Source organism: Cellulomonas hominis, from assembly GCF_901521055.1.
Taxonomy (GTDB): Bacteria; Actinomycetota; Actinomycetes; order Actinomycetales; family Cellulomonadaceae; genus Cellulomonas; species Cellulomonas endometrii.
In genome coordinates, this window is sequence record NZ_CABEGA010000043.1 from 1 (window position 1) to 24,756 (window position 24,756).

Genomic DNA, 24,756 nt, shown 5'->3' on the forward strand with positions numbered 1-24,756 from the left:
ACCTGGGTGACGTTCGGGGCCGGCTGGCTCGCGATCCTGGGCGTCCCGCCGTTCTCCGGCTTCTGGAGCAAGGACAAGATCATCGAGTCCGCGTTCGTCGTGCCGGAGGCCGGCGGGGAGTGGCGGGGCCGGGGGGTCGGCGGGGGGCGGGGGGGCGGGGGCGGGGGGGCCCCCCCCGCCCCCCCCCGCCCCCCGTCCTGCGGGACGGCCAGGCGCCGGGCCTCCGGGCTGCCCGGCACCGCCGCCGCCCCCGGGGGGGGGCGGCCCACCGGTGCCCCGTGGCGGGCGGTGCGGGGGGCCGGGGTCCGCGGTGCGGGCGACCGCGGCACGCTCGACGTGCGGGGGCCGCCCGGCGTGCGGGGCGGCGCGGGCTTGCGCGGGCTCGCGGGTGCGCGCGGGCCGTCGTCCTCGGGCGCGGCGCCGGAGCGGGGCGCGGCGGGGCGACGGGCGGCGGGCATGGCTCGATTGTGCCCCGCGGGAGGCGCCGGGCCCGGCAGGAGGCCCGGCCGTGTCCGGCGCGGACACACGATCCGCACATGCCCGTGCCGGTCAGGGCCGCCACCCCCGGACGCGCCGAAGGCCGGCGACCCCGCGGGGTCACCGGCCTCCGGTCGAGCCTGGGCTCAGGCCTTCCAGCGCGGGAAGGCGCTCGCGCCGGCGTAACGGCCGGCGTCGTCCAGCTCCTCCTCGATGCGGAGCAGCTGGTTGTACTTGTTGATCCGCTCGCCACGGGCCGGCGCACCGGTCTTGATCTGGCCGGCGTTGGTCGCGACGGACAGGTCGGCGATCGTGACGTCCTCGGTCTCGCCGGAGCGGTGCGAGGTCATCGTGGTGAAGCCGTTGCGCTGCGCGAGCGTCACGGCGTCCAGCGTCTCGGTCAGGGTGCCGATCTGGTTCAGCTTGACCAGCAGGGAGTTCGCGGCCTTGAGCTCGATGCCCTTGGCCAGGCGCTCCGGGTTGGTGACGAACAGGTCGTCGCCGACGATCTGCACCTTGTCGCCGATGGTGCCGACGAGCTCGGACCAGGAGCCCCACTCGTCCTCGGACAGCGGGTCCTCGATGGAGACCAGCGGGTAGTCGGCGACGAGCTGCTGGTAGAACGCGAGCATCTCGGCCGGCGCGAGGGCCTTGCCCTCGAACTGGTAGGCGCCGTCCTTGAAGAACTCGGTGGCGGCCACGTCGAGCGCGAGACCGACGTCCTTGCCGGGCACGAAGCCGGCCTTCTCGATCGCGACGAGGATCAGGTCCAGCGCGGCGCGGTTCGACTCGAGGTTCGGCGCGAAGCCGCCCTCGTCGCCGAGGCCGGTCGACAGGCCCTTGCTCTTCAGCACGGACTTCAGGGAGTGGTAGACCTCGGCGCCGGTGCGCAGGGCCTCACGGAAGGTCGGGGCGCCGATGGGGGCGACCATGAACTCCTGGATGTCCACGTTCGAGTCCGCGTGCGAGCCACCGTTGAGGATGTTCATCATCGGGACCGGCAGGACGTGGGCGTTCGGGCCGCCGACGTAGCGGAACAGCGGCAGGTCGGCCGAGTCGGCCGCGGCCTTCGCCACGGCGAGCGAGACGCCGAGGATGGCGTTCGCGCCGAGCTTGCCCTTGTTCGGGGTGCCGTCGAGCTCGATCAGGGCCTGGTCGACCAGGCGCTGCTCGGTGGCCTCGAAGCCGATGAGCTCGGGGGCGATCTCGTCGATGACGGCGTTGACCGCGTCCTCGACGCCCTTGCCCAGGTAGCGGCTCTTGTCGCCGTCACGGCGCTCGACGGCCTCGAAGGCGCCGGTCGAGGCGCCCGAGGGCACGCCGGCCCGGGCGATCGTGCCGTCGTCGAGAGCGACCTCGACCTCGACAGTGGGGTTGCCGCGCGAATCAAGGATCTCGCGGGCGCCGACGGCCTCGATGCTGGCCATGCGTGCTCCTTCGACAGTACGGGTGGGGTATGCGACCTCAGCCTAGTGCCGTCCGTCGCCGACGTCGGTGGGACCTTTGGCGAGCGGACGGTGAACCCCGCGTGGACGCGGGTCAGAGGGCCTGCACGATGCGCTCGACCTGGTCCTTGGCGTCGCCGAACAGCATCGCCGTGTTCTCGCGGAAGAACAGCGGGTTCTGCACGCCGGCGTAGCCGGTGGCCATCGAGCGCTTGAACACGACGACCTGCTTCGCGTGCCACACCTCCAGGACCGGCATGCCCGCGATCGGCGAGCCCGGGTCCTCCAGCGCGGCGGGGTTCACGGTGTCGTTCGCGCCGATCACCAGCACCACGTCCGTGCTGGCCAGGTCGTCGTTGATCTCGTCCATCTCCAGGACGATGTCGTACGGCACCCTGGCCTCGGCGAGCAGCACGTTCATGTGCCCGGGCAGCCGGCCCGCGACGGGGTGCACGCCGAACTTCACGTCCACGCCCGCGGCGCGCAGCCGCTGCACGAGGTCCGCGACCGGGTACTGCGCCTTGGCGACCGCCATGCCGTACCCGGGGGTGATGACGACACTGCCGGCGTTCTTCAGCATCTCCGCGACCTCCGCGGCCTGCACCTCGCGGTGCTCGCCGAGGTCGGCGGCCGCCGTGCTCACGGTGCCGCCCTCCGCGCCGAACCCGCCGAGGATCACGCTGACGAACGACCGGTTCATGGCCCGGCACATGATGTAGGACAGGATCGCACCGGAGGAGCCGACGAGGGCGCCGGTGACGATCAGCAGGTTGTTGCTCAGCATGAAGCCGGCAGCGGCCGCGGCCCACCCGGAGTACGAGTTGAGCATCGACACGACGACGGGCATGTCGCCGCCGCCGATGGCCGCGACCAGGTGCCAGCCCAGGGCGAGCGCCACGACGGTCATGAGGACCAGGGGCACGAGCGACGGGCTCGCGAGGAACCAGGCGAGCAGGCCGCCCGACACCACGAGGGCGCCGAGGTTCAGCCAGTTGCGGCCGGGCAGCGTCAGCGGCGCCGACCGCATCCGCGCGGACAGCTTGAGGTAGGCCACGATCGAGCCGGTGAACGTCACGGCGCCGATGAGCACGCCCAGGTAGACCTCGACCAGGTGCACCGCGTCCGCGTGCGTCTCGGTCAGGTAGGAGTTGAAGCCGACCAGCACGGCGGCGATGCCGACGAACGAGTGCAGCATCGCGATCATCTCGGGCATCTGCGTCATCTCGACGCTGCGCGCCCGCCACGTGCCGACACCGACGCCGATGACCAGCACCAGCGCGATGAGCAGCAGGGTGACGAGCGGGTCCCGCTCGGACCGGTCGAGGCTGAGCACGACCGTCGCGGCCAGGGCCAGGCCCATGCCCACCATGCCGAGGGCGTTCCCGCGGCGCGCGGTCTCCTGCTGGGACAGCCCCGCGAGGCTCAGGACGAACAGGACGGCGGCGACGAGGTAGACGCCCTGCACTGCGGAGGTGAGCATCTCAGGCCTCCTCCTTCCGGAACATCCCGATCATGCGGTAGGCCACGAGGAAGCCACCGAAGATGTTGATGGAGGCGACCGCGGCCGCCGCGAACGCCAGGGCGGAGACCACCCAGTCGTCGCTGCCGATCTGGAGCAGCGCGCCGACCAGGATGATCCCCGAGATCGCGTTGGTCTGGGCCATCAGCGGCGTGTGCAGCGAGTGGCTGACGTTCGAGATCACGTAGTAGCCGACGAACACCGCGAGCACGAAGACCGTGAAGTGCCCGAGGAACGCGGCCGGGGAGAACGTGATGGCCAGGGCCAGCAGCACGGCGCCGAGCGCGAGCCCGACCAGCTGCCGACGCCCCCGGCGCCGGGCGTCCTCGCGGGCGCGCCGCGCCTGCTCGGCGGGGTCGACCGGCGCGACGGCCGGCGTGGCGTCCGCGGCGGGTGCGGCCGAGACCTGCACGGGCGGCGGCGGCCACAGCACCTCGCCGGCGCGCGTGACGGTCATGCCGCGCTGCACGACGTCGTCGAGGTCGAGGACGAGCGCACCGTCCTTGCCCGGCGTCAGCAGCTTGAGCAGGTTCACCACGTTGGTGCCGAACAGCTGCGACGTGTGCCGCGCCATCCGGCTGGTCAGGTCGGTGTAGCCGAGGATCGTCACGCCGTTCGGGGTGACGACCTTCTCCCCCGGCACCGTGAGCTCGCAGTTGCCGCCGCCCGACGCGGCCAGGTCGACGACCACGCTGCCCGGGCGCATCGCGGCGACCATCTCGGCGCTGATGGTGCGGGGCGCGGTGCCGCGGACCAGCGCGGTGGTGATGACGATGTCGGCCTTGGCGGTCTCCGCGGCGTACATCTGCGCGGTGAGCCGCTCCTGCTCGGCGGTGAGCGCGCTGGCGTAGCCGTCCGCGCTGACCTGCTGCTGCGCGGCCTGCGCCTGCACGAACGACGCGCCCATCGACTCGATCTGCTCGCCGACCTCCGGGCGGACGTCGTACGCGCGGACCTGGGCGCCGAGGCTCCCGGCCGCGCCGATCGCCGCGAGACCCGCGACGCCCGCGCCGATGACGAAGACCGTGGCGGGCGGGGTCTTGCCGGCGGCCGTGACCTGACCGGTGAACATGCCGCCGAACTCCTCGGCGGCCTCGATGACCGCGCGGTAGCCGGCGACGTTGGACATCGTGCTCAGCACGTCGAGGGCCTGCGCGCGGGAGATGCGCGGGACGGCGTCGAGCGCGAGCGCGGACACCCCCCGGGCGGCCAGCGCCTCGACGAGCTCGGGGTGGGCGGCGGGCGCGAGCATCGAGATCACGGTGGCGCCGGGCGTCAGCGCGGCGACCTCGCCGTCGGACGGCGCGTTCACCGCCGTGACGACGTCGCTGGCCCAGACCTCGGCGGCGTCCGCGAGCGCCGCACCGGCGTCGGTGTAGGCCGCGTCCGGGAAGCTCGCCGCCGCTCCGGCGCCGCGCTCCACGACGACCTCGTAGCCCAGCTTCGCGAGCTGCGCGACCGTCGCCGGTGTCGCGGCGACCAGGCGCTCGCCCGGCCGGCTCTCCTTCGGGACGCCGATCCTCATCGACCCTCCTCCTCTCGGTGCGCGCGCCAGGCCCGCAGGTGCGCGCACGACGGGCCGTGCGGGGGCGCGACCGCGACCATCCTGCCCGGGTCCGGCGGTCCGTGTGCGGGACCTCCGGCCCGGGACGGGTGCACGAGCAGCCCCCGGGGTCGGCGGTGCAGGTCAGGCGCCCGCGGCGCGCTCCCCCGCCCGCAGCCGGTCCTCCCACGCCGCGGTGGCGCGACGCAGCTCGCCCTCGGCGTCCAGGCCCGCGCGCTGGGCGTCGAGCACCAGCGCCAGCAGCCGGTCGCCCAAGCCGCCGGTCGGCTCCGGCTCCCGGGGCTCCAGCCCCGCGCGCGCCGCCCGCGACGCCACCTTCTGCGCCCGGGCGAGCGCCCCCATCGCCAGCGGCACGCCGTCGAGCACCGACTCGCGCTGCTTCTCCTCGCGCTTGATCCGGTCCCACTGCCGGTTCACGCCGTCCGCGTCCGCGACCTCGGCGTCCCCGAACACGTGCGGGTGCCGGCGGACCAGCTTCTCCACCAGCCCGTCCGCGACGTCGTCGATGCCGAACGGCTGCTCCGGGTCCTCCTGGGCGATCCGCGCGTGGAACACCACCTGCAGCAGCAGGTCGCCGAGCTCCTCGCGCAGGTGCTCGCGGTCGCCGCGCTCGACGGCGTCCGCGACCTCGTACGCCTCCTCCAGCACGTACGGGACGAGGGACGCGTGCGTCTGCTCCGCGTCCCACGGGCAGCCACCGGGCGAGCGGAGGCGGTCCATGACGGCGACGAGGCGGCGCAGGGCGTCGGCGTCGCCCGCGCCGGCCGCCCGGGCGTCCGTCACGCGGCGGTCCGGGAGGTCCGGGTCACGGGGCGGGGACGGCGGCGGCGTCGTCGGCCGCGGGGACCAGCCACGCGTACGTCGTCGTGCCGATCGTCCCGTTCTCCCCCGCGGTGCCGTACCGGGGGCTGACCGTGAAGTCGAGCGCGCCGAGGTCCGCCTGGAGGTCGGTCAGCGCCTGCTCGGCGTCGTCGGAGTCCTGGAGCCCCTGGATCTCCATCACGTACCGCATCACGGTGACCGACGCGTCCGAGAACTCGCGGCCCGCCTGCCCGCCGGCGGCGACCACCTGGGCGTCGAGGGTCTCCTCGGCCTGCTCGGTCGACACCCCGACACCGGCGTCCTCGGCGTGCCGCGCGATGACCGGCTCCTGGACCAGCACGCCGACGATCGCGGACTGGGTGACGCCCTGCAGGACGTCCGCGAGCTCGCGCGTGGCGGTGTCCACGTCCGAGGCGCGGACCACCCGGTCCCCCACGACCGCGGCAGCGCCGGGCTGCCCGCCGCCGCACGCCGCCAGCGTCGCCGCCAGCGCCACGGCGCCGATCGTCGTCAGCACCCGTCGGTCCGTCTTCCGCGTCACCGCACGCTCACCTGGCCTTCTCCTGGTCCGCACCCTCGCCCGACGTCGACATCGTAGGGGTGCTCACCGTGCGGCCGTGCCGACCCCGGCCGCCGCCGACACGTCGCCGAGCACCACGGCGTCGATGAGCTCGCGCGCCCACGCGAGGACCGCCTCGCCGTGCAGCGGCTTGCCGCCGATCCGCGCGGTCGTGGGGAACGGCACGAGCACGGTGCGCAGCGCCGGCTTGAGCACGCTGCCCGGGTAGAGCCGCTTGAGCCGGAGCTGCGCCGACTCGGGCAGCTCGACCGGCGCGAACCGCACGAACTTGCCCTGCGCCGTGATGTCGGTGAGCCCCGCCGCGCGGGCGTGCAGCCGGAACCGGGCGACCGCGAACAGGTTCGTCACCGGCTCGGGGATCGCGCCGTACCGGTCGACCAGCTCCGCCGAGATCTCCGACAGCGTCGCCTCGTCGGCCGCCGCCGCGAGCTTGCGGTACGCCTCGAGGCGCAGCCGCTCGTGCGCGATGTAGTCGTGCGGGATGTGCGCGTCGACCGGGAGCTCGACGGTGACGTCCGGCAGCTCCTCGGGCTGGTCGCCGCGGTAGGACGCGACGGCCTCGCCGACCATGCGGATGTACAGGTCGAACCCGACGCCCTCGATGTGCCCCGACTGCTCGCCGCCGAGCATGTTGCCCGCGCCGCGGATCTCCAGGTCCTTCATCGCGACGGCCATACCGGCCCCGAGGTCGGTGTTGGCGGCGATCGTCGCGAGCCGGTCGTGCGCGGTCTCGGTGAGCGGCTTCTCCGGCGGGTACAGGAAGTACGCGTACGCCCGCTCCCGGCCGCGGCCCACGCGCCCGCGCAGCTGGTGCAGCTGCGAGAGGCCGAGCCGGTCCGCGCGCTCCAGGATCAGCGTGTTGGCGTTGGAGATGTCGAGGCCGGTCTCGACGATCGTGGTGCAGACGAGGACGTCGAACCTCTTCTCCCAGAAGTCGACGATCACCTGCTCCAGCTGGTGCTCGTTCATCTTGCCGTGGGCCACCGCGATCCGGGCCTCGGGCACGAGCTCGTTCAGCCGGGCCGCGGTGCGCTCGATCGACTCGACCTTGTTGTGCACGTAGAACACCTGGCCCTCGCGCAGCAGCTCGCGGCGGATGGCGGCGGAGATCTGCTTCTCCTCCCACGCGCCGACGAACGTCAGCACCGGGTGCCGCTCCTCCGGCGGGGTCGCCAGCGTCGACATCTCGCGGATGCCGGTGACCGCCATCTCGAGCGTGCGCGGGATCGGGGTCGCGGACATCGCCAGCACGTCGACGTTGGTCCGCAGGGCCTTCAGGGTCTCCTTGTGCTCGACGCCGAACCGCTGCTCCTCGTCGATGATCACCAGGCCGAGGTCCTTGAACCGGATCTCGCCCGTGATGAGGCGGTGCGTGCCGATGACGACGTCGACGCTGCCGTCCTTCAGCCCGTCGACCACCGCCTCCGACTCCGCCTTGGTGTTGAACCGGGACAGGGCCTTCACCACGACCGGGAAGCCCGCGTACCGCTCCATGAACGTGTCGAGGTGCTGCTGCACGAGCAGCGTCGTCGGCACGAGGACCGCGACCTGCTTGCCGTCCTGCACCGCCTTGAACGCCGCGCGCACGGCGATCTCCGTCTTGCCGTAGCCGACGTCGCCGCAGACCAGCCGGTCCATCGGGATCGGCTTCTCCATGTCGCGCTTGACCTCGTCGATGGTCGCGAGCTGGTCGGGCGTCTCGACGTACGCGAACGCGTCCTCCAGCTCCCGCTGCCACGGGGTGTCCGGGCTGAACGCGTGGCCGGACGTCGCCATCCGGGCGCTGTACAGGCGGATGAGCTCGCCGGCGATCTCCTTGACCGCCTTGCGGGCGCGGCCCTTGGTCTTGGCCCAGTCGGAGCCGCCCATCTTGTTCAGGCTGGGCGCCTCGCCGCCGACGTACTTGGTGACCTGGTCGAGCTGGTCGGTCGGCACGAACAGCCGGTCGCCCGGCTGGCCCCGCTTGGACGACGCGTACTCGATCACCATGTACTCGCGGGTGGCCGCGGCGGCGCCCGTGCCGATGGTGCGGGACACGAGCTCGACGAACCGGCCGACGCCGTGCTGCTCGTGCACCACGAAGTCGCCCGGGCGCAGCTGCAGCGGGTCGACGACGTTGCGCCGGCGGCTCGGCATCTTGCGCATGTCGCGGGTCGACGAGCCGGGCCGCCCCGTCAGGTCGGACTCCGAGAAGACGGCGAGCTTCAGGGGCTCCGCGACGAAGCCCGGTCCGAGCTGCGCCGGGGTCACCAGCACGACGCCGCCCTCGACGTCGTCCTCGATGGCGGGGACCAGGCGGGCGGGCACCTCGGCGGCGCGCAGCTGCTCCGTCATCCGCTGGGCGGGGCCGTGGCCCTCGGTGGCCAGGACCAGGCGCCAGCCGTCCTGCTGCAGGCGCCGGACGTCGGACACGGCGCGGTCGACCTCGCCGCGGTACCGCTCGACGTCCCGGGCGGCGACCACCAGGGTCTCCACGCCCTCGCCGACGCGCACGTCGTCGGCGTCCGGGGTCGTCTCGGACGACGCGTCGGCGTCGAGGGTGAACGGGCTGAGCGTCCACCACCCGAGGCCGCGCACGGCCGCGAGCGCCCGGACCTCCGCGAACGAGGCGAACGACGCGGCGGACAGGTCGAGCGGGGTCGCGGCGCCGGCGGCGGCGGACGTCCACGCGGCCTGCAGGAACTCCTCGGTCGTCGCGATGAGGTCGTGCGCCCGGCGGCGCACGCGCTCCGGGTCGGCGAGCACGAGCAGCGCGTCGTCCGGCACCAGGTCCAGCACGGGGACCATGCGGTCCACCAGCACGGGTGCGAGGGACTCCATGCCCTCGACCGCGATGCCCTCGGCGAGCTTGTCCAGCATCTCGACCGCGCCGGGCAGCCGCTCGACCAGCGACGCCGCGCGCTCCCGGACGGCGTCGGTCAGCAGGATCTCCCGGCACGGCGGCGCCCACAGGCCGTGCGTCGCGACCTCGAGGCTGCGCTGGTCGGCGACGGAGAACCAGCGGATCTCCTCGACGTCCTCGCCCCAGAACTCGATGCGCAGCGGGTGGTCCTCGGTGGGCGGGAAGACGTCGAGGATGCCGCCGCGGACGGCGAACTCCCCGCGGCGCTCCACCATGTCGACCCTGCTGTAGGCGGCCGCGACCAGGCGGTGCGCGACGTCCTCGAGGTCGGCGGAGTCGCGCACGTTCAGCGACACCGGCTCCAGCTCGCCGAGCCCCTCGACCACGGGCTGCAGCAGCGCGCGCACCGGCATGACCAGCACGCGGATGGGGCCGGCGTGACCGTGCTCGGCGGTGGGGTGCGCGAGGCGGCGGAACACGGCGAGGCGCCGGGCGACGGTGTCGCTGCGGGGCGAGAGCCGCTCGTGCGGGAGCGTCTCCCACGCCGGCAGGACCGCGACGTCGTCGTCGGGCAGGTAGCAGCGCAGGGCGGCGGCGAGCTCGTCCGCGTCGCGGCCGGTGGCGGTCACGACGACCAGCGGGCGACCGGGACGCTTCGCGCCGGGGGCCCCGTCCGTGGCGGACGGGGCTGCTCCCGGCGCGCCGGCGAGGGCCGCGAGCAGGGGCGGCCGGATCCCGGCGGGACCGACCACGTCGACCTCCCCGCGGGAGCGGACGAGGGACGCGGCGCGGGCGACGGCGGGGTCGGCGAGGAGGACGGGCAGCAGACCGGCGACGTTCATGGGTTCCTTCCGCCACGGGGGCGCACAGCACGGCGACCCCGGATCCGTCGGATCCGGGGTGGGAGCACCACTGTACGAGCGACCACCGACACACTCACCCGCACGGCCGCGCCCTTCTTGACAGGTTCTGCACCGTTTGTCCTAATTTGCCCAGATGGTTCGCCCCCGGGGACTCCCCGCGGCGCGGCCGTGACCAGGAGCGGCCGCCCGGCCGCTGCCGATCACCCCCGGGGGGCGACGTGACCGACACCGCGCACCGCGCCGCGTCGTCGCCCGCGTCCTCCCTGCCGCCGGTGCCCTCGGGCCCCCAGCTGCCCGTCCTGTGGAGCCTCAACGGCCTGCGGGCCGCGGGCGCCGTGCTCGTGATGCTCTACCACGTGAACTCCTGGAACCTGCAGGTGATCCGGGGGTCCAGCGCCGGCTACACCGGGGTCGGGCTGTTCTTCGTGCTGTCCGGGTTCGTGCTCACCTGGACGGCGCGGCCCGGCACGACGATCGGCACGTTCTACGCCCGCCGGCTCGCGCGCATCTACCCGAACCACCTCGTCGCGTTCCTGCTCGGCGTCGCCGTGACCGTGCTCGTCGCCGGGACCGCCCTCGACGTGCCGACCGTCCTGGCCGGGATCTTCCTCGTCCAGGCGTGGTCGCCGGACGGCGAGGTGGTGTTCGCGGTGAACGGCGTCGCGTGGTCGCTGTCGTGCGAGATCGCGTTCTACCTGGTGTTCCCGCTGCTGCTCTGGGGCCTGCGCCGGATGCGCGCGGGCACCCGCGCTGTCGCGGCCGGCGTCGCGCTGGCCGTCCCGCCGGTCATCGGCCTGCTCTGGCCCGGCACCATCGCGCTCCTGTTCCACCTGCCGCCGAGCCGGCTGCCGGAGTTCGTGCTCGGCATGGTGACCGCGATGGCCGTGCAGGAGGGGTGGCGGCCCCGGCTGCCCGCCCCGGTGCTGCTCGGCGCGCTCGCGGTCGGCATCCTCGGCGCCGCCCGGTTCGAGGTGCACCCGACGGTGCTGACCGCCGTGCTCGCCGCCGTGTTCGCGCCGCTGGCCGCCCGGTGCGCGTGGGGCGACATCTCCGGCAGGAACCGGTGGGCGCGGCACCCGGTCGTGATGCTCGGCGGGGCGCTGTCGTTCTCCTTCTACCTGCTGCACGAGCTCGTCATCAAGGTGCTCGTGGCGACCCCCGTGCGGGGACCCGTGACGATCCCGGTGGTGCTGGTCGTGAGCGCCGGGCTCGCGTTCCTGCTCTGGCGGGGCGTCGAGATCCCCGTCCGCGCCGGCATCATCGCCGCGCTCCCCGGGACCGCTCCCCCGCGGGCGACGATCCGGCACCGGCCCGCCACCGGCAGGCCCCGGCACGGCCGGCCGCGGGCGGTCGCGTGGTCCTTCCCGGTGCCGACCCTGCCGGTCCCGCAGCTGCCCGAGCCGCCCCGCCCGGCCGCTGTGCCCACCGCCGGCCCTGCTGCCGCTGCCGCTGCTGATCCTGCCGCTCCGGCCGCTCCCGCTGTCGACGGTGGAACGTCTCAGCGGACACGCCGTCGGCGTGTCGGTCCAGACGTCCCACCCGGGGCGGTTACCGCGCCCGGGGGGACGGTGGCGCTGCCGCCCGGACGGCAGCTCACCGGTGCCGCTCCCGCCGGGGCGCCGATGGCCGCGTCCGCCGCGATGGGGATGGTCGCCGCCGTCGCGGTGCTCGGCTCCGGGGCGCACGTCGGCACCTCACCGACGCACCCGTCCTCCTGGCAGCCCGTCCCCGCGCCGGCGCCCCGGCCCCGCGCCGCCGCCGAGCCGCCGACGTCCTGGCGCCCACCTGCCCCGCCGTCCCGCCGCGCCTGACCGCAGACCGCCTCTGACCCCCACCGCGGCGACCTCCACCGCGGCGCCGAGCGGGCAGACGATGCTGCCTCAGCGGCATGGGAGGGGACGTCTACTGCCCTCTCGACGACTGAGCTAGCAGGCGGAGCCGGGGTCAGGAGGCGGTGCCGTGGAGGGCGTCCGCGGTGGGGGTCGCGGCGCGGGCCTCGCCGCCGCGCGAGCGGCCCGCGGACCAGAACTGGTAGACCGACCCGCGGTGGTCCTCGTCCGCGCGGACCGGCGTCCCGTCCGCCACGGCCGCGAGGCCCTCGGGCAGCGCGGTGGGCGGCACCGAGTCGCGGGGCACCAGCGCCACCGGGACGGCGGCGCGCGGCGCACCCGCTCCGCCCGCGACGTCCCCGGCCGCCGACTGCGGGCGCTGCCGGTAGGGCGCACCGACCAGGCGCAGCATCTCCCGGTGGTAGCCGACGGCCGCGTGCGCCCGCAGCCGCTCCCCGGCCCGTCCGCGGCCGTGCCCGAGCGCCGCGAGCCGCAGCCACCGACCGGCGAGCCGGACCAGGACCGACGGGCGGGCGGGTCGGACGTCTCGCAGGTGCCGGTCGACGTAGGCGGCGGCGCGGCCGTGCGCCCGGGCGCGGGCGATCAGCTCGCGGCGGGAGAGCGCGCGGGGGCCGAGGTGCCGCTCGACCGGGACGCCCGCGACCGGCTGCTCGCGGAACCCGGCCCCGACGACGTCCCGGCGGAACACGACGTCACCGCCGTACGGGCGCGCGCGGGTGCCCAGGTCCTCGTCGAAGCCGACGGACTCGAGCACGGCCCGGCTGGCGCCCATGCTGACCCCGCTGAACGGCCCGCCTGCCACGGGCGGGTCGGGCACCACGTCCAGGTAGGCGGCCGCCAGGTCGGGTGAGAGCCAGGAACGGTCGAGCCGGTCCGCGAGCCGCACCGCACCGCCGACCAGGTCCGCGTGCCCCGCGCGCAGCGGCGCGGTCGTCGCGAGGACCCAGTCCGCGGGGACCCGCACCTCGGCGTCGGTGAACAGCAGGTACCGGCCGCGGGCCGCGGCCACCCCGACGTTCCGGGCGCGACCCTCGCCGACGCCGGGCGCCGCCACGACACGGACGCGCGGGTCCGCCGGCGGCGACGCGGCCGACAGCCGCGCGACGTCCCGGGCCACCAGCAGCACCTCGCCGTGCAGCCGCTGCCCGCGCAGCCGGACGGTGCCGCGGCGCCCGCGGCCGGCGGCGTGGTCGAGCGCCACCAGCAGGCTGCGGACCGAGGCCGCGAGCTCGTGCTCGTCACCGGACACGACGACGACCACCGAGACGTCCGCGCGTGCGGCGGGGTCGGCCACGCTCACCTCCGGCTCGGTGGACCCCGGCGCCGGGCGAGGCCGGGCGGGGAAGGTGGGCATACCCTCGCAAATCGGTCATGCCGCGGTCGAGCCGGGTCACCCGGGTGCCGCACGCAGCCGGGTGACCCGCCGCGGCAGGACGGGCGGCTCACCCGTGAGGGTGGCGGGACCGACCGCCGACGGGCCGGTCAGCCGCAGCCGCGCCGACCGCCGACGGGCTCGGTCAGCCGCAGGCCGCGCCGACCTCCGCCGGGCTCGGTCAGCCGCAGGCCGCGCCGACCTCCGCCGGGTGCAGGGGCGCGGGGTCGGGCAGCCCGCCACGCGCGTAGCCGATCCCGAAGCCGGTGGCCCACGCCAGTCGCGCGACGTCGCCGGCCGACCGGACCCGCACCAGGTCGCCGCCCACGAGGACGGCGCGCCGGGCGATCCGCCCGGGCCAGGCGCGCCGGGCGCCGGCGAGGCGATCCGTCCCCACCGACCCGGGCGCCCCGCCCGCCTCAGCCGACCGGTCGGGCCCGGCCGCCCCGTCGGAGCCCACGATCCCCGACGGCTCCGCCTCCCGCAGGGCTGCCGCGAGCGGCCCGTACCGCGCCGCCAGCCACCGCTGCCCCATGCCGCTGCTGCGCCCCTGCCGCCACGCGCCGCGCAGCCCCCGGCGCAGCCGCATGTGCACCACGGCGGCGGGCTCGAAGACCAGCGCCGCCCCGGCGAGCTGCGCGCGCCAGCACAGGTCGGTGTCCTGGAGGAACCGCGCGCGGGTGTCGAAGCCGCCGACGCGGTGGAACAGGTCCCGCCGGACGCCGAGGTTGCTGGAGCTGGCGCAGCCCAGCCACGGGAGTGGCTCGGTGTGCTGGAGCCCGTCGACCTGCGGGAGGGCCCGGGACTCCTGCGCGGCGCGGCCGTTGAGCCGCGCCCACTCCAGCCGCCCGGCGACGAGCTCGGCGTCCCCGAGCGCCCGGTGCAGGGCGGCGGCCCAGCCGGGTGCGACCACGTCGTCGGCGTCGCAGAACAGCAGCACGTCGCCCCGCGCGACCTCGGCGGCGGCGTTGCGGGCCGCACCGGCGCCGGGGACCGCAGCGGCGTCGACCAGCCGCAGCGCCGGGAACGTCCGGGCGGCGTCCTGGACGACCTCGGCGGTGCGGTCGGCGGACCCGTTGTCGGCGACCAGCACCTCCCACGCGAACGGCGGGTCCTGGGCCGCGAGGGCGGCCAGCTGCGCGGGCAGCGTCGCGGCGGCGTCCTTCGCGGCGATGATCACGGACACGTCGGCCATGCAGGTCCCCCCGGCTGGACATCCAGGACAATTCGCCCCCAGCACATCACGGGGTCAGGCCCGCTGCACAGCACCGCGCGCGGCGCCTCGGCACCGCGCCCCAGCACCGCGCCCGGCGCCTCTGCACCCGGCGGGTGCCTCAGTACAGCTCGGGCCCGTAGTCGATCCGGTAGGTCTGCTCGCGCGGCCGTTCCCCGATGGGCTTCGCGGGGACGCCGCCGACGACCGTCCACGGCGGGACGTCCTGCGTGACGACGGCGCCCGCGGCGACGACCGCCCCCTCGCCGATCGTCACGCCGCGCACGACGGTCGACCGGCTGGCCAGCCACGCGCGGTCGCCGATGGTGATGGGACCGAGGCGGCCGGCGAACCCGGGGTCGCGGTGGTCGTGGTCCGCGGTGACGAGCAGGACGTGGCTGGCGATGACGACGTCGTAGCCGATGTCGATGCCGCCGCGCGCGTCGATCTGGCAGAACCGCCCGACGTGGCAGCGCCCGGCGATCCGCAGGTTGCCCGGCTCGAGCACCTCGGAGCTGCCGAACAGGTAGACGTGCTCGCCCAGGTCCGCCCCCAGGCGGCGCAGCGTCCGGATCCGCAGGGTGTTGCTGGGCACGTGCGTCAGCGCCCGGTTGAAGACGAGCTCGCCCCGTCGTCCCACGTCAGCCGTCCTTCCCGCGGGCCACGCCCGCGTGCTCGCGCGCCGGAGCGCCCCGCAGCCGCGCGGCGACGGCCGCCGGGCTGTGCTCGCGCCGGACCAGGTCCCGGCCCGCCTCGCCGCGTCGCCGCCGCTCGGCCGGGTCGGCGGTCAGCGCGCGGACGGCGTCCAGCAGCTCCTGCTCCCCCGCCGCGCCGTCGCCGACGACCTCGACCCGCGCCTCGTCGAACAGGTGCACCGCGCCGCGGGAGTCGTTGGTGACGACCGCGCAGCCGTTGCCGAGCGCCGCGACCAGCGGGCCGCTGACGGCGTACGCACCGCCGCCGCCCCAGCCGTCCCGCCGCCAGCGCACGACCACGGCCGCCCGGGCGAACGCCGCGCGGACGCCGGCCTCTGAGAGGAAGCCGAGCAGCCTCACCCGGTCCGCCGTGCCGCGCGCCTCGGCCTCGGCGGCGATCCGCCGCCCGGTCTGCTCCGAGCACGCCCCGACGGCCAGCACCCAGCCCGGGGGCAGGTCGCCCGCCGCCCGGACGAGCGGCAGCACGTCCTCGGCGCCGGCGACGTACCCCGGGACGAGGACCTCGGTCCGCCCCTCGACGGGCGCGTCGGTGGCGGCGCCCACGTGCGGGACGTCCTGCACGGCGCGGTGCAGGCGGTGCGCGGACTCCAGCGCCCGGGCGCCCGAGGGCGACAGGCACAGCACGCGCTCGGCCCGGTGCAGCAGGTCGCGCTCCGCCCGCCGCCCGAGCGTCCCGGACAGCGCCGCGGCCACCCGCCGCCCCCCGCGCCGGTCGAGCAGCGTGGTGAAGAAGGCCCCGCCGGACAGCTCCGGCACGTCGTGCACCATCAGCCACACCCGGCGCCCGCGCCGCGCGAGCCACCACGCGGCCCAGAACTCCGCGAGCCCCCGGCCGGCCTGCTCCACGACGACCACCTGGCGCGGGTCGCGGGCCTGCGTGCTGCGCGCGAGGCGTCGCGTCAGCCGTGCGGCCAGGGTCGCGGACTGCGACGCGGCGGGCGCGGGCGGCAGCTCGACGACCTCGACCTCGCCGAGCTCGGCCAGCACCGCGCGGAACGCCTCGGCGTACGCGGCGACGCCGCTCGGGCTCGGGGGCAGACGGGTGACGTGCAGGAGGCGGAGCGAGGCCGCCGGGGCCGGGGTCGACGCCGGGACCGGGACCGTCGCCGGGGCCGCACCCTCGACGGCGGTCACCGCCCGCCCCGGGCCACGCGCCGCAGGCCGTCCCCGGCCAGCACGCGCCGCAGGCCGTCGCGGGCGGAGACGGCCGTCCGCTGCGCACCCGCGACCGCGCCGAGCAGCCGCGTCGAGGGCGCCGGCACGTCCTGGGTCAGCGTGCCGGTCCGCTCGGCCTCGAGCAGCGACCCGTACAGGTGGCCGAAGGTGTGCAGCGCGGCGACGGCGAACCCGGCCCGGCCGTCGCGCCACGCGCCGCTGTAGACCGTCGAGCGCAGCAGCTCGCGGATCAGCCGCACGGGGTCGTCCAGCCGGGTGAACCGGCCGGGGTTGTTGGCGGCGTACCGCAGGATCTTCTCGGTGGTCTGGCCGACGGACCGGAAGTTCAGGTGGGCGATCGCCGGCACGGACGCGGGGGCGTCGACACCGCGGCCGTCGAGGACGGGCGGGACGTGCGCGAGCGCCGGCTCGGCGTAGCGGGCGCTGCCGCGGCGCAGCAGGGCGTACTTGGCGCTGCCCTGCAGGGAGTGCTCGAGCATGCGGCCGAACGCCACGTTGTCGTACCGGACGCGCACGCCGGCGACGTCGGCCGGGCCGTCGAGGACCGGCTGGAGCGCCGCGCGGTAGCCGGGCGGCAGGTGCTCGTCCGCGTCGACGAACAGCACCCAGTCGGTGGTCGCCGCGTCGAGGCCGCGCTGCCGGACCTCCTCGACGACCGGGGCGTCCGGGACGGCGACCACGCGCGCGCCGTGCTGCTGCGCGACGGCGACGGTGTCGTCCGTGGAGCCCATGTCGCAGACCACGACCTCGTCGAAGCCGGCCAGGCGCGGCAGGCAGTCGCGCAGCAGGTCAGCCTCGTTGCGGGAGTACACGACGGCACTCACCGTGCTCGGGGGGGTCATGCGGTCGAGCGTAGATCGGGGTCCCCCGCAGGCGGCACCGCTCACCGGGTGAATCGGGACGAAAGGCGACATAGGCGACATGTCGGACGGCTAGCCTCGGCCTGCGGGCGCAGCGTCCGCACCCCGAGCGCGGCCCCTCCGGCACCCCCGCCGGCCCCACCGAAGGAGCACCCATGAGCCACGTCGTCGTCGTCGGGACCGGCATCGTGGGGCTGGCGGTGGCGGCACGGCTCGCGGCGCGCGGCGACGAGGTGACCGTGCTCGACAAGGAGCACCGCCTGGCGCAGCACCAGACGGGCCGGAACTCCGGGGTGATCCACTCGGGCCTCTACTACGCCCCGGGCAGCCTCAAGGCGACGATGGCCGCCGCCGGTGCGCAGTCGATGACGCGGTACGCCCGCGAGCGCGGCGTCCCCGTCGAGATCTGCGGGAAGCTGGTCGTCGCCACGTCGCCGTCGGAGGTGCCGGGGCTGGAGAAGCTCGCCGACCGGGCCGTGGCGAACGGCGTCCCCGCCCGGCGGGTCGACGCCGCCGAGGCGCGCGAGCACGAGCCGCACGTCCGGGCGGTCGCCGCCCTGCGGGTGGAGTCGACCGGGATCGTCGACTACCCCGCGGTGTGCCGCGCGCTCGCCGAGGACATCACCCGCGCGGGTGGCCGGATCGTGCTCGGCGAGGAGGTCGTCGCCGCCCGCACCGTGCCGGACGCGCCGGGCACCCGGGGCCGGGTCGAGGTGCGGACCACGCGCGCCGACCGGGAGGCGGACGCCCTCGTGGTCTGCGCCGGCCTGCACGCCGACCGGGTCGCCCGCGCCTGCGGCCTGGAGCCGGAGGCGCGGATCGTGCCGTTCCGCGGCGAGTACTTCGAGCTGACGCACGAGGCCGGCGAGCTGGTCCGCGGCCTGATCTACCCCGTGCCGGACCCGCGGTTCCCGTTCCTGGGCGTGCACCTCACGCGCGGCATCGAGGGGCACGTGCACGCCGGGCCGAACGCGGTGCTGGCCCTCGCCCGCGAGGGCTACACGTGGACCGACGTGTCCCCGCGCGACCTCGCCGACTCGCTCTCCTGGCCGGGGCTGTGGCGGCTGGCCGCGCGCAACGTGGTCCCGGGCGCGGCGGAGGTCGGGCGGTCGCTGTCCAAGCAGGCGTTCGCGCGCAGCCTCGCGCGGCTGGTCCCCGGCATCACCGCGGCCGACCTTGTGCCCGCGCCCGCCGGCGTCCGCGCCCAGGCGCTGCGCCGCGACGGCGGGCTGGTCGACGACTTCCTGGTGCAGACCTCCGGCCGGCAGGTGCACGTGCTCAACGCGCCGTCGCCCGCTGCCACGGCGTCGCTGGAGATCGCCCGGCACATCGTCGAGCAGCTCGACGCGGCGCTGCCGGCGGCCCGGGCCGCCTGAGGCGCTCCCTCAGGCCGCGGACCCGGGCCCGGCGAGCGGCGCGGGCACCGGACGCTCGCGCGGCGCGGCAGCCCGCGCCGGGTCGGGCACGGTCACCGGGACGACCTGCACCGGCTCGGGCTCGTCGACCCGGCCGAACGCGTAGCCCGCGCCGAAGCCGACGTCCCAGCACCACGCCCCGAGCTCGCCGAGCGACCGGACGCGCGCGAGGTCGCCGGCGGTGGACGTGAGCCGCCGCAGGGCGCGCACGGCGCCCGGGGTGGCGCGGCGTCCGGCGTCGGCGATGCGCGCGCCGCTCAGGGCCGCGCTGGTGAGCGCCGCCCCGCCGAGCGCGCCGCCCACGAGGGTGGCGTCCGTGAGGGCCGCGCCGGTGAGCGCCGCCCCGGTGAACGCCGCGCCCGCGAGGCCCGCCGCACCGGCGCGCTGCTCGCCGCCAGCCGGGAGGGAGCCGGCGGCGAGGTCCAGGGCCGCGGGCGTCCCGGCGTGCAGGGCCGCGACCTCCTGGAGCCGCTGCTCCTGCTCCCGGTAGCGCCGCGACAGCCAGCGCTCGCCCGTGCCGTAGTGGAAGCCCTGCCGCGCGGCGGACCGCAGGTCGCCCCGCAGCCGCACGTGCAGCACGGCGTCGGGGGCCCAGGTCAGGGGCACGCCGGCCAGCTGCACGCGCCAGCACAGGTCCGTGTCCTCCAGATAGAGGCACCGCGGGTCGAACCCGCCGACGGCGCGGAACACGTCCGCGCGGATGCCCATGTTCCCGGCGCCGGCGGCGAGCAGGCCGGGCAGGTGCCGCGACTCCTGCAGCCCGTGCTGCTGCGGCAGCGTCCGCGAGCGCAGCGCGGCCGGCGAGTTGAGGCGCGCGCCCTCGAACCGGCCGGCGACGAACGCGTGCTCCCGTAGCGCGGTCCGCACGGCGAGCAGCCAGCCGTCGCCCACCACGTCGTCGGCGTCGCAGAACGCGACCAGCGGGGCGTGCGCGACCGACACCCCGACGTTCCGCGCGGCGCCCGCACCGGGGGTGGCGGAGGCGTCGACGACGCGCAGCCGCAGCCGCCCGGCGTACGAGCGGGCCAGGGCCGCGGTGCCGTCGGTGGAGCCGTTGTCCGCGACCACGACCTCCCACGCGAAGGGCACGCACTGGGCCGCGAGCGCGTCGAGCTGCTCGGCGAGCGTGGCCTCGGCGTCGAACGCCGCGATCACGACGGTCAGCTCGACGTCGGACGCCGGCCGTGCCACCCCGTCCCGCAGCCCGGTCATGACCACAGCTCCCGGAACACCGAGCGGACGCGGGGATGCGCGCGCAGCAGCCCGCCGACGGTGTCGAACCGCCAGCCCTCGGCGAGCAGGGGGTCGACGAGCCCGGCGGTCACCGCCGCCCGGTCGAACCGCGGCAGCTCCTCCCCCGCCCCGAGCGTCTCGGGGTCCGCGCGGGTGTCGTGCAGCAGGAGCACGCCCCCGGCGTGCACGGACCGCCGGGCGCGGGCGGTGACCTCGGCCTCGGTGCCGTGCACCCAGTCCTGCGCCCAGCCGGACCAGATGACGACCTCCAGGCCCAGGCGCCGCCAGCCGCGCAGGGTCGCGGGGGTGTGCGCGCCGTAGGGCGGCCGGAACAGGGTCACGGGGACGCCGGCGACGGCCTCGACGCGGCGGCGGGCGTCCGCGACCACCGCCACGGCCTCGCGGGCCGGCAGCACGCTGAGCCGCGCGTGGTCGGCTCCGTGCAGGGCGAGCTCGTGCCCCTCGGCGACGATCCGGCGGACCAGCGCCGGGTGCGCGTCGGCGGCGTCGGCGAGGACGAAGAAGGTCGCCCGGACGCCACGCTCGGCCAGGACGTCCAGCAGCCCGGGGGTGTGCGCGGGGTCGGGGCCGTCGTCGTAGGTCAGCGCGAGGACGGGCTCGGCGGTCGCGACGCACACCGTCGGCGCGACCGGACGGAGCAGCGGCGCCGCGACGCGCAGCACGGGGTGCCGGCGCAGGGGCCGCGCGGCGGGGTCCGAGAACTCCCCGAGGTCCCGGCGGAGCACCAGCACGTCGCGGCCGGGGCGGGTGGTCGGTCCGGTGTCGCGGGTCGGAGCCTGCTGCTCGGCGACCATGGTTCCCCCTCGAAGCTGCGCTGCGGCGGAGGGTCGCTGCCGCCCGCCGGGAGACAGTGTGCCGCCGCGCCAGGGCGCAATCTGTCCGTTTTGCGGCTTTTCACCCGTTCGCCCGACAGGCTTCACGCCCGACCCGTCCACGTTCGGGCGGTATGTCCGGTTTTCACCCGTTCATACCTGTCTGGGCCGAATTGCCCGGACTAGCCTCGGGACAGGTCGTGGGTGCATCGCGACCGACCCCACGCCCCCCGCTTCCGAGGAGGAGCCATGACCGCTGGCGACCTGACGCCCGCCGACATCCCGGTGGTGATCCTGTGCGGCGGCATGGGGACGCGCCTGCGCGAGGCGAGCGAGAAGCTGCCCAAGCCGCTGGTCGACATCGGCGGCCGGCCGATCCTCTGGCACATCATGAAGACCTACAGCGAGCACGGGTTCCGCAGGTTCGTGCTGGCCCTGGGCTACAAGAGCGACCTGATCAAGCAGTACTTCCTCGACTACCGGCACCTGACCTCGGACTTCACGCTCCGGCTCGGGTCCGCCGACGAGCCGGTGTTCCACAACACGTTCGGCCGCGAGGACTGGGAGATCACCTTCGTCGAGACCGGCCTCACCACCGCGACCGCCGCGCGCATCCGCCGGGTCGCGGACCACCTGGACGCCCCGCGGTTCGCCCTCACCTACGGCGACGGCATCGGCGACGTCGACATCACCGGCGCCCTGCGCCACCACGTGGACCACGGCCTGCTCGGCACCCTCACGGGCGTGCACCCCTCCAGCCGGTACGGCGAGATGCGGGTCGAGGGCGAGACGGTCGTCGAGTTCAACGAGAAGCCCACCCTCGCCGACGGCTGGGTCAACGGCGGTTTCTTCGTCTTCGAGCGGGAGTTCGTCGACAAGTACCTCGACGACGACCCCGCGGTGATGCTCGAGAGCGCGCCGCTGCAGCAGCTCGCCCGGGACCGCCAGCTCTCCGTGTTCGAGCACGAGGGCTTCTGGATGGGCATGGACACGTTCCGCGACTGGACGGAGCTCAACGGCCTGTGGGACTCCGGCCGCGCCCCGTGGAAGATCTGGGAGGACTGAGCTCGTGCGCATCCTGGTCACCGGCACCGAGGGCTACCTCGGGAGCCTGCTCGCACCGACGCTGCTGAGCCGCGGCGACGAGGTCACCGGCCTCGACACCGGCTACTACAAGAACGGCTGGCTCTACAACGGCGTGCGGGAGACCCCGCACACGCTGGTCAAGGACATCCGGCACGTCACTCCGGACGACCTGGTCGGGTTCGACGCCGTCGTGCACATGGCCGAGCTGTCCAACGACCCGATCGGCGACCGCATCGGGGACGTCACCTACGACATCAACCACCACGGCTCTGTCGCGCTGGCCTCCGCGGCCAAGCGCGCCGGCGTCTCGCGGTTCGTCTACATGTCCTCGTGCAGCGTCTACGGCGTGGCCGACGGGACGGTCGACGAGACCAGCCCGACCGACCCGCAGACCGCCTACGCCCGGTGCAAGGCCCTGGTCGAGCGGGACGTCACGGCGCTGGCGGACGACGACTTCTCGCCGACGTTCCTGCGCAACGCGACCGCGTTCGGCGCCTCGCCGCGGCAGCGGTTCGACATCGTGCTGAACAACCTGGCCGGCCTGGCGTGGACGACGCACCGCATCGCGATGACGTCCGACGGCACGCCCTGGCGCCCGCTCGTGCACGGCCTGGACATCGCCAAGGCGATCCGCGCGGTGCTCGACGCCCCCCGGGAGTCCGTGCACGCGCAGGTGCTGAACGTCGGCGCCGACTCGAACAACTACACGGTCCGGGAGATCGCGGAGACGGTCGGGGCCGAGTTCCCCGGCTGCGAGGTGTCCTTCGGCGAGCCGAGCGCCGACAACCGGTCCTACCGCGTGTCGTTCGCGAAGATCCGCGAAGTCCTGCCCGGCTACGAGACCGACTGGGACGCCGCCGCCGGCGCCGCCCAGCTGCACCGCGTGTTCGAGCAGATCGCGCTCGACACCGAGACGTTCACCGGGCGCGGCCACACCCGCCTGGCGCAGATCGAGCACCTGCTCAAGACCGGCCAGGTGGACCCCCAGCTCTTCTGGACGGTGAACCCGTGAAGTACACCCCGACCGCCGTCGACGGCGTGATGATCGTCGACCTCGAGCTGCGCGGCGACGACCGCGGGTTCTTCGCCCGGACCTTCGACGTCACGGAGTTCGAGTCCCACGGCCTGGACACCACCGTCGCGCAGGGCAACCTGTCGTTCAACCACCGGGCCGGGACGCTGCGGGGCCTGCACCGCCAGGTGCCGCCGTACGCCGAGGGCAAGCTGGTCCGCTGCACCGCCGGGTCGATCGTCGACGTGGCCGTGGACGTCCGGCCGGACTCCCCCACCTACGGCGCGCACGTCATGGTCGAGCTGTCGGCCGAGAACCGGCGGGCCCTGTTCATCCCGCCGTACGTGGCCCACGGCTACCAGACGCTGGTCGACGGCGCCGAGGTGGTCTACCAGGTCAGCGGGCCCTACGCCCCGGAGGGCGAGCAGGGCTTCCGGTACGACGACGCCGCGTTCGGCATCGCGTGGCCGCTGCCGGTCAGCGTGATCTCGGACAAGGACGCCGCCTGGCCGCTGGTCGACGCCGGCGCCCCCGAGGCCGCGCCGGAGATCGCGCGATGATCGTCGTCGACTCGCTGCTCCGGGCGCGCCAGGCCGACGGGGCCCCGATCCGGGTGGCGCTCGTGGGCGCCGGGTTCATGGGCCGCGGGCTGGTCAACCAGATCGTCAACTCCGTGCCGGGCATGGACGTCGTCGCGATCGTCGCGCGCCGGCCGGAGCAGGGCGTGCGGGCGTACACCGAGGCCGGGCTGACCGGCGTGCTCGAGGTCGACTCCCCCGCGGCGCTCGCCCGGGCCGCCGCGTCCGGCACCCCCGCCGTGACCGCCGACTACCGCGTGGCGATCGCGTCGGACGCCGTGGATGTCGTGGTCGACGTGACCGGCGCCGTCGAATTCGGCGCGCACGTCGCGCTCGCCTGCTTCGAGCACGGCAAGCACCTGGTGCTGATGAACGCCGAGGTGGACGCCACGGTCGGCGCCGAGCTCGCGCGCCTGGCCGACAAGGCCGGCGTCGTCTACACCGGCTGCGACGGCGACCAGCCCGGCGTGCAGATGAACCTGTACCGGTTCGTCCGCGGGCTCGGGCTCACGCCCCTGGTCGCCGGCAACATCAAGGGCCTGCAGGACGAGTACCGCACCCCCACCACGCAGAAGGCGTTCGCCGAGCGGTGGGGCCAGGACCCGCACATGGTCACGTCGTTCGCGGACGGCACGAAGGTCTCGGTCGAGCAGGCGCTGGTCGCCAACGCCACCGGCATGTCGGTGCACCGGCGCGGGATGCTCGGCATGGACCACGACGGCCACGTCGACGAGCTGACCACGCGGTACGACGTCGACGAGCTCCGCGCGCTCGGCGGGGCGGTGGACTACGTGGTCGGCGCGAGGCCGGGTCCCGGCGTGTACGTGCTCGCGACCCACGACGACCCGAAGCAGCGGCACTACCTGGAGCTCTACAAGCTGGGCACCGGGCCGCTCTACTCGTTCTACCAGCCGTACCACCTGTGCCACTTCGAGGTGCCGAACACCATCGCGCGGGCGTTCCTGCTCGGCGACGCGACGATCCGCCCGCTCGGGGCGCCGAGCGTCGAGGTCGTCACGACCGCGAAGACCGACCTCGCGGCGGGCACGGTGCTGGACGCGCTGGGCGGGTACCACTACTACGGCCAGGCCGAGCGCGCGGACGTCACCCGCACCGAGCGGCTGCTGCCCGTCGGCGTGGCGGAGGGCTGCGTGCTGGTCCGCGACGTCCCGAAGGACGCGACGCTCACGTACGACGACGTCCGGCTCCCGGAGGGCCGGCTGGTCGACCAGCTCCGCGAGGCGCAGTCGGCCCTGGCCTGACCGTCCGGCTTCGCGAAGCGGTCTTGGACTGCGCCCGC

General features: G+C 75.4%; 19 protein-coding genes. 6 read left to right on the forward strand and 13 right to left on the reverse strand.

Annotation, left to right across the window (positions count from 1 at the left end):
• Window positions 1–623: 623 nt before the first annotated feature.
• The 6 genes from eno to mfd form a co-directional block, all read right to left on the reverse strand.
• On the reverse strand, window positions 624–1,904 hold the full coding sequence (gene eno / locus KJP73_RS12210; protein ID WP_213283138.1) for a phosphopyruvate hydratase: 1,281 nt from the start codon (window positions 1,902–1,904) through the stop codon (window positions 624–626).
• Window positions 1,905–2,016: 112 nt separating this feature from the next.
• Entirely contained in the window at window positions 2,017–3,402 is a 1,386-nt protein-coding gene (gene pntB / locus KJP73_RS12215) for a Re/Si-specific NAD(P)(+) transhydrogenase subunit beta (RefSeq protein WP_213283139.1), read from the reverse strand.
• Between the two features lies 1 nt (window position 3,403).
• The gene (locus KJP73_RS12220) at window positions 3,404–4,966 is read right to left on the reverse strand and encodes a Re/Si-specific NAD(P)(+) transhydrogenase subunit alpha (protein WP_213283140.1); all 1,563 of its coding nucleotides are present in this window, start codon (window positions 4,964–4,966) and stop codon (window positions 3,404–3,406) included.
• A 162-nt stretch (window positions 4,967–5,128) separates the two neighbouring features.
• The gene (gene mazG / locus KJP73_RS12225; protein ID WP_249669340.1) at window positions 5,129–5,788 is read right to left on the reverse strand and encodes a nucleoside triphosphate pyrophosphohydrolase; all 660 of its coding nucleotides are present in this window, start codon (window positions 5,786–5,788) and stop codon (window positions 5,129–5,131) included.
• Between the two features lie 22 nt (window positions 5,789–5,810).
• A complete protein-coding gene (locus KJP73_RS12230) occupies window positions 5,811–6,344 on the reverse strand; it encodes a hypothetical protein (RefSeq protein WP_213283141.1) in 534 nt (177 codons plus the stop codon).
• An 87-nt stretch (window positions 6,345–6,431) separates the two neighbouring features.
• On the reverse strand, window positions 6,432–10,091 hold the full coding sequence (gene mfd / locus KJP73_RS12235) for a transcription-repair coupling factor (protein ID WP_213283142.1): 3,660 nt from the start codon (window positions 10,089–10,091) through the stop codon (window positions 6,432–6,434).
• A gap of 239 nt (window positions 10,092–10,330) precedes the next feature.
• On the opposite strand from mfd, the gene KJP73_RS12240 reads away from it, so the two are divergent.
• Window positions 10,331–11,923: an acyltransferase family protein gene (locus KJP73_RS12240; RefSeq protein ID WP_213283143.1), complete on the forward strand. Its 1,593-nt coding sequence runs from the start codon at window positions 10,331–10,333 to the stop codon at window positions 11,921–11,923.
• Between the two features lie 133 nt (window positions 11,924–12,056).
• Here KJP73_RS12240 and KJP73_RS12245 read toward each other — a convergent pair whose 3' ends face one another.
• The 5 genes from KJP73_RS12245 to KJP73_RS12265 form a co-directional block, all read right to left on the reverse strand.
• Window positions 12,057–13,256, reverse strand: a complete 1,200-nt coding sequence (locus KJP73_RS12245) for a glycosyltransferase family 2 protein (protein WP_213283144.1) — start codon at window positions 13,254–13,256, stop codon at window positions 12,057–12,059.
• A gap of 259 nt (window positions 13,257–13,515) precedes the next feature.
• Entirely contained in the window at window positions 13,516–14,529 is a 1,014-nt protein-coding gene (locus tag KJP73_RS19535; RefSeq protein ID WP_213283145.1) for a glycosyltransferase, read from the reverse strand.
• 139 nt (window positions 14,530–14,668) lie between these two features.
• The gene (locus KJP73_RS12255) at window positions 14,669–15,187 is read right to left on the reverse strand and encodes an acyltransferase (RefSeq protein WP_213283146.1); all 519 of its coding nucleotides are present in this window, start codon (window positions 15,185–15,187) and stop codon (window positions 14,669–14,671) included.
• A gap of 1 nt (window position 15,188) precedes the next feature.
• A complete protein-coding gene (locus tag KJP73_RS12260; protein WP_213283147.1) occupies window positions 15,189–16,397 on the reverse strand; it encodes a glycosyltransferase family protein in 1,209 nt (402 codons plus the stop codon).
• Window positions 16,394–17,281: a glycosyltransferase gene (locus KJP73_RS12265; RefSeq protein WP_213283148.1), complete on the reverse strand. Its 888-nt coding sequence runs from the start codon at window positions 17,279–17,281 to the stop codon at window positions 16,394–16,396. The genes KJP73_RS12260 and KJP73_RS12265 overlap by 4 nt, the downstream gene beginning before the upstream one ends.
• 173 nt (window positions 17,282–17,454) lie before the next feature.
• On the opposite strand from KJP73_RS12265, the gene lhgO reads away from it, so the two are divergent.
• The gene (gene lhgO, locus KJP73_RS12270) at window positions 17,455–18,675 is read left to right on the forward strand and encodes an L-2-hydroxyglutarate oxidase (RefSeq protein WP_213283149.1); all 1,221 of its coding nucleotides are present in this window, start codon (window positions 17,455–17,457) and stop codon (window positions 18,673–18,675) included.
• Between the two features lie 9 nt (window positions 18,676–18,684).
• Here lhgO and KJP73_RS12275 read toward each other — a convergent pair whose 3' ends face one another.
• Together KJP73_RS12275 and KJP73_RS12280 are read right to left on the reverse strand one after the other, a co-directional pair.
• The gene (locus KJP73_RS12275; protein ID WP_213283150.1) at window positions 18,685–19,926 is read right to left on the reverse strand and encodes a glycosyltransferase family A protein; all 1,242 of its coding nucleotides are present in this window, start codon (window positions 19,924–19,926) and stop codon (window positions 18,685–18,687) included.
• Complete coding sequence (locus tag KJP73_RS12280; protein WP_213283151.1) at window positions 19,923–20,762, reverse strand: polysaccharide deacetylase family protein; 840 nt, start codon at window positions 20,760–20,762, stop codon at window positions 19,923–19,925. The genes KJP73_RS12275 and KJP73_RS12280 overlap by 4 nt, the downstream gene beginning before the upstream one ends.
• Before the next feature lie 267 nt (window positions 20,763–21,029).
• On the opposite strand from KJP73_RS12280, the gene KJP73_RS12285 reads away from it, so the two are divergent.
• Genes KJP73_RS12285 through KJP73_RS12300 form a run of 4 tightly spaced genes read left to right on the forward strand, consistent with a single transcriptional unit; the run spans window position 21,030 to window position 24,718 of the window.
• Window positions 21,030–21,845 (forward strand): glucose-1-phosphate cytidylyltransferase, encoded by an 816-nt coding sequence (locus KJP73_RS12285; protein ID WP_213283152.1) that lies wholly within the window; start codon window positions 21,030–21,032, stop codon window positions 21,843–21,845.
• Between the two features lie 4 nt (window positions 21,846–21,849).
• The gene (locus tag KJP73_RS12290) at window positions 21,850–22,878 is read left to right on the forward strand and encodes an NAD-dependent epimerase/dehydratase family protein (protein ID WP_213283153.1); all 1,029 of its coding nucleotides are present in this window, start codon (window positions 21,850–21,852) and stop codon (window positions 22,876–22,878) included.
• A complete protein-coding gene (gene rfbC, locus KJP73_RS12295; protein WP_213283154.1) occupies window positions 22,875–23,438 on the forward strand; it encodes a dTDP-4-dehydrorhamnose 3,5-epimerase in 564 nt (187 codons plus the stop codon). The genes KJP73_RS12290 and rfbC overlap by 4 nt, the downstream gene beginning before the upstream one ends.
• Window positions 23,435–24,718: an NAD(P)H-dependent oxidoreductase gene (locus KJP73_RS12300; protein WP_213283155.1), complete on the forward strand. Its 1,284-nt coding sequence runs from the start codon at window positions 23,435–23,437 to the stop codon at window positions 24,716–24,718. Before rfbC ends, KJP73_RS12300 begins: the two co-directional genes overlap by 4 nt.
• The last annotated feature ends 38 nt before the right edge of the window (window positions 24,719–24,756 follow it).